Annotated in this window: 6 protein-coding genes; all 6 read left to right on the top strand. The window is 41.7% G+C overall.

All coding sequences use genetic code 11. The features are described from left to right. Positions 1 to 590 (top strand): DUF6503 family protein (locus tag RLO81_RS16080; RefSeq protein WP_350113919.1); only part of this gene is annotated, 590 nt, incomplete at its 5' end. Positions 591 to 788: 198 nt separating this feature from the next. Beyond that, positions 789 to 3,185, top strand: coding sequence for a TonB-dependent receptor domain-containing protein (locus RLO81_RS16075; protein ID WP_350113916.1), 2,397 nt, complete (start codon positions 789 to 791; stop codon positions 3,183 to 3,185). Between the two features lie 179 nt (positions 3,186 to 3,364). Beyond that, positions 3,365 to 3,802 (top strand): hypothetical protein, encoded by a 438-nt coding sequence (locus RLO81_RS16070; protein WP_350113913.1) that lies wholly within the window; start codon positions 3,365 to 3,367, stop codon positions 3,800 to 3,802. A gap of 152 nt (positions 3,803 to 3,954) precedes the next feature. Then, entirely contained in the window at positions 3,955 to 4,473 is a 519-nt protein-coding gene (locus RLO81_RS16065; RefSeq protein WP_350113910.1) for a DUF3347 domain-containing protein, read from the top strand. Between the two features lies 1 nt (position 4,474). After that, positions 4,475 to 4,930, top strand: a complete 456-nt coding sequence (locus tag RLO81_RS16060) for a DUF2231 domain-containing protein (protein WP_350113907.1) — start codon at positions 4,475 to 4,477, stop codon at positions 4,928 to 4,930. A 31-nt stretch (positions 4,931 to 4,961) separates the two neighbouring features. After that, positions 4,962 to 5,148: hypothetical protein (locus RLO81_RS16055; RefSeq protein ID WP_502880468.1), on the top strand; the 187-nt coding region annotated here is incomplete at its 3' end.

The following is a 5,148-nucleotide window of genomic DNA, read 5'->3' as shown; positions in this document are numbered from 1 at the left end:
ATTGGCGTGAGAAATGGGCATATAAGTATGTGCGAATTCAAACAGATACAGCAGCTAATGAGATCAAAGATGTGTTAAGCAATGATGGATTGGTTCGATTCATTAATGGTGAGCAAACATTAATAACGGAGGAACGCCGAGCTGCATATACCAGTTCAGTGAATTCTGTTATGTACTTTGCATTTCTCCCGCTTTGGCTCAATGACCCTGCCGTCAATAAATCGTATGGTGGCATCACTGAGATTGAGGGTAAGAAATACCATAAAATCAAAATCACGTTTGCTGAAGAAGGAGGAGGGGAAGATTTCGAGGACGTTTTTTATTATTGGTTTGATATAGAAGATTACAGCATGGATTATCTGGCGTACAGCTACGTTGAAAAAGAAGGAACCGGAGTGCGGTTCAGAAAGGCTTATAATGCCAGACGTGTAAATGGTGTTATGATTCAGGATTATGTCAATATGAAACCAAAATCTAAAGAGCTGAAACTGGAAGAGATAGATGAAGCATTCATAAATGGAGATTTGGAACAACTTTCCCTTATTGAGTTGAAAGATGTGGATATAAACATAAATAACAAGGAAAAGTGAAATAGTTGTGGCAAATCTTCCGGTAGTTAACTGGGACTTAATACCCATTTCCCTCACTAGTAATAATGAAATCGGAGGATTCAAAATTCACTAGCAATGGCTATTGTATGGTAATTACTAAAGTCTGTACTTTGCATTATTTAGAATGATTATAAATAACAATTCAAACCAATGCGAGGCATATATACATTCTTATTAATGATAATATCAGTCTACTCTTTTGCTCAAACCAAAACAATCGAGGGCAGGGTTACGGAAAAAGGAACAAGCAAAGGCATTCCTCATTCAAATGTGAGCTTTGAAAATACCCAAATAGGCACCAGGACCGATGGACAAGGGTATTTCAAAATCGAATATGCTCCGGCCATTTCTGAAGAAATTACTATTTCCTGCATAGGCTTTAATTCGCTGACGATAGCTATTGATAAAGTGGGTACAGGTGATAACATAGAACTAGAGGAAAACATACTTGCCCTGCCTCAGCTAGTCATAGAAAGCCAAAGCCTCACGCTCGGGAGAGTTGGGTTAAAGGAAATCCCTGGATCAGTACAATACATTTCTGCTGTAGAGCTGAAAAACTATAACTACACCAACGTGAATGACATCATGAAAATGGTGCCCGGTGTAAACGTCCAGGAAGAAGATGGTTTTGGCCTAAGACCTAATATAGGCCTAAGAGGCTCCAGTCTGGAAAGAAGTGCTCGCATTACCATTATGGAAGATGGCATATTGGCTGCACCGGCACCTTACTCATCACCCTCTGCCTATTATTTTCCCACTATGGGCCGTATGAATAGTGTGGAAGTGCTCAAAGGTGCGAGCCAGATTCGGTTTGGTCCGTTTACAACAGGTGGGGCCATCAACTTCATGTCCACCCCCATTCCAAATCGATTTGCAAGCAAATTTCAATTGACAAGCGGGAGCTATGGATACAAAAACTTACACGCTTACGTAGGCACCAAATCAGAGCAGGTAGGCTTTCTTGTCGAGACTTTTCAATACGGTGCAGACGGATTTAAAGAACTTGAAAATGGAGATAATACCGGGTTCGATAAGAAGGACTATCAAATAAAAGTAGGGGTAAATACCAAAGCGGATGCTAAGGTGTATCAGTCTTTGAATATGACCGTGGGCCAAACATTTGAAGACGCCAACGAAACCTACCTGGGGTTAAGTGCATCAGACTTTGATGACAATCCGTATCAGCGATATGCGGCCTCACAGTTGGACAATATGGATGCTGAGCAGTCCAGGTTTTCACTTCAGCATTACATAGAAATGCCCGGTGGTGTCAATATTGTCACCACTGCTTACAGAAATGATTTTGCAAGAAACTGGTACAAATTACAGGGTATCATTGATGGCCCGTCCCTCTCCTCTGTACTTGATAATCCGGAAACCTTCCCAGCCGCATACCAACTGCTAAGGGGCCAAAGTACAGCTGATACGGCTAGCTTAAGCCTAAGGGCTAACAATCGTGAATATTATGCTCAAGGGGTTCAGACAGTAGTTGACTATGAATTTGAAACGGGGAACGTTTCGCATGATATTCATTTAAGTGGTAGATGGCATGAGGACGAAGAGGACCGCTATCAATGGGAAGACCTTTATGCCATAAACGATGGCACGATGAAGCTAATACAGCCTGGAACACACGGTACACAAGCAAATAGAGTAGAATCTGCAAAAGCTTTTGCCGGCTATATACTCTATCAACTAGATGTTAACCGATGGAGTTTTACCCCGGGTATCCGTTATGAGAATATAACTGTGAGCAGGAAAGACTATGGGAAAAATGATGTGGAGAGAACTGGTAGTGATCTACAGACAAGATCAAATAGCTTCAGTGTTTGGTTGCCCGGTGTAGGTGTAAATTATCAGTTATCCGACCAACTCAATTTGTTCAGCGGTGTGCACAGAGGGTTTGCTCCGGCTGGCAGCTCAGATGATACTGACCCGGAGTTGAGTACGAACTATGAACTGGGGATCAGGAAAACCAATAGTAAAGTGGAAGGATCAGCAGTGTTGTTTTATACAGATTACCAAAGCTTACTTGGCAGGGATATTGCTGCCGCAGGTGGCATAGGTTCAGGAGATGCGTTTAATGCAGGAACGGCCATAACTAGGGGTTTGGAGTTTCAAGTTGGGTTTGATGCGGCAAATACAAGTAGCACTATTTCATTGCCGGTGGTAGCTGCATATACGTATACGGATGCTTATTTTAGTAAGAGTTTTGAATCTGAACTTGAACCCTGGGGAATGGTTAATAAAGGAGATCAGCTGCCCTATATTGCCAATCATCAGGTATATGTCAACGTGGGCATCCAGCATAAACGAGCATCCTTATTTTTTAATACCAAATATCAGGGTGATATTGGTACTGTTCCGGGTGCTGAGGACACAGTTCCGGGTGAGCGTATAGACGGGTTCATGGTTTTTGATCTTTCAGCCAATGTTATTATCAATAAATTTCTTTCAGCCAATCTTTCGGTAAGCAATGTTTTTGATAATAAATATGCAGTGGCTGCCCGTCCTGCCGGCCTTAGGCCCGGAGCTCCAAGAATGATCAATTTTGGTGTGAGGGCAGACTTTTAGTCATTAGGTTGAGTGAGGTTTCCCGATCTTTATGGGAAACCTCTTTCAGTTTATTAGGTTTTATTTTTTTCACCAGTGTTCTCAGTATGCTGTAAAGAATCCGTTGTTTTTTCAAAACAAGAAGGGTTTTGAATATTGAGTGATCCTGCTTACCTTTAATAAGTAGAATTAAATCCAGAGTGGGAACTTTAAAAAACCGTATTTTCTCCTTTTCCCTGCTTAGCACCTATTTGGGTGCCTTTCTGGTTTATTTTGTCTGTAACCTGGGTGATGTCGCAGGGTTTGACCGCAATTACACTCAGGAAGAAAAGAGCCATTCAGAAGGCCACCATTCACATGCCCATGATCATGATGCACATAGCCATGACCATTCAGAATCGGAATCAGGGACTGAGGAATGCTGCGATGATTTCACCAGCAAATTGGTATATGATGCCAAAATTCTTGTTAAAGAATTACAAGTTTCGTTTTCCAATTTTCAACTCAATCAGGTTCAGCATTTTATTGCTCAATTTACCAATAGCTATAAAGAATTAACCACTCTATTATACGAAATAGATAGGCCGCCTCCCCGGCAGGCTTCTATCCTTATTTTATTCCAGGTCTTCCGGATATAATACGTTTATATAAGGTCACTTTTACGTGCAAGGCTTTAGTAATCCACAACTATAAGAACGTTGTGTATCATGCCTTTTTTAAAACGTTGGGACAAAAGGTAGACCTTTTCATATTTTCTCCTTAATCTTTTCAACCATAAAATAATATTCCAATGAAAAAATCAATTCTATTGGTCTTTCTGACTGTAAGCAGTTGGGGGACTTTCGCACAGCATAGCCATGGAAGCCATGGCAATGAAACTAAAAAAAATACAGACCAAATGGGCCCAATGTTTAAGAGCCAGGAGATGGGTGAAGCATACCTGAAGTATACAGCATTGAAAGACGCCCTTTTTGCGTCAGACGTTTTGAAATCAAATGATGCGGCAGCACAGCTCGTCCTTGCCCTCCAAGAGGTGAAAAATGGCAACAAAGCATTCACTGGCGCAAAAATGGTTTCAGAAGCCAAAAGCATTGAAGATAAGCGAAAGATGTTTGCCATGTTGAGTGCTGAAATGATCGAGTTGGTAAAAAACTCCAAATTAACCATGGGAGCTATTTACGTGGATTATTGCCCCATGGCCAATGACAATGCGGGTGCTTCATGGCTATCAAATGATGCTAAAATTGCAAATCCATATTTTGGTGATAAAATGCCGTCGTGTGGAAGTGTAAAAGAAACCATTGAATAAAATGGAAGCGCTTTTACCGGAATGGATGCCAAATATCCATCCATTGATTATTCACTTTCCTATTGCTCTATGGGCAGTTGCTTTGCTGTTTGATGTGGTTTTTGTCATCAAAAAGAGCACCTGGACACGAAATGGAGCGATGAGTTTGTATGCTTTGGCTGCTGTCAGTGCTTTTGCTGCGTATCTCTCTGGGGACCAGGCCATCGATATGGTTTCCGTCCCATTTCAGGGAGAAGTCACAGCCAGCCAGCACTCAGATTGGGGGCATTACACGCTTTACTTTTTTGCAGGATATGCTGTTTTGCGAGGATTCCTCTACTGGAAAAGCCTGGATACCAAAAAATTGATGGCGATTGGCCTGCTGATATTGGGACTGGTCGGAATGGGCATGGTGGCTAAAACAGCGGACCTTGGGGGAAAGCTGGTTTACAAATACGGCGTGGGAACAAAAAATTAATTATTAACCAAATTCAAATCATAAATAAAAAATGAAACAACTAAAATCAACAATTTATTCCGCTATCCTTTTCATGCTCATGGTGAGTATTGTGGCTTGCTCGGGCGGCAAAAAGTCCGAAGGAGAATCCGAACACGACCACTCGGAAATGATGGAAAGCGAAGAAGGTCATGACCATGGTGGAGAATCCTCAGATCATGATCATGGTGAAGGTTCGG

It is taken from the genome of Fulvivirga sp., assembly GCF_040220315.1.
Taxonomy (GTDB): domain Bacteria; phylum Bacteroidota; class Bacteroidia; order Cytophagales; family Cyclobacteriaceae; genus Fulvivirga.
Note: the sequence above shows the minus strand (reverse complement) of the source record. Positions and strands in the feature narration are given on the sequence as shown.

Coding starts and splice junctions, on each gene's coding strand:
- RLO81_RS16075 (WP_350113916.1), top strand. CDS start 789: ATGATAATATCAGTCTACTCTTTTGCTCAAACCAAAACAATCGAGGGC.
- RLO81_RS16065 (WP_350113910.1), top strand. CDS start 3,955: ATGAAAAAATCAATTCTATTGGTCTTTCTGACTGTAAGCAGTTGGGGG.
- RLO81_RS16060 (WP_350113907.1), top strand. CDS start 4,475: ATGGAAGCGCTTTTACCGGAATGGATGCCAAATATCCATCCATTGATT.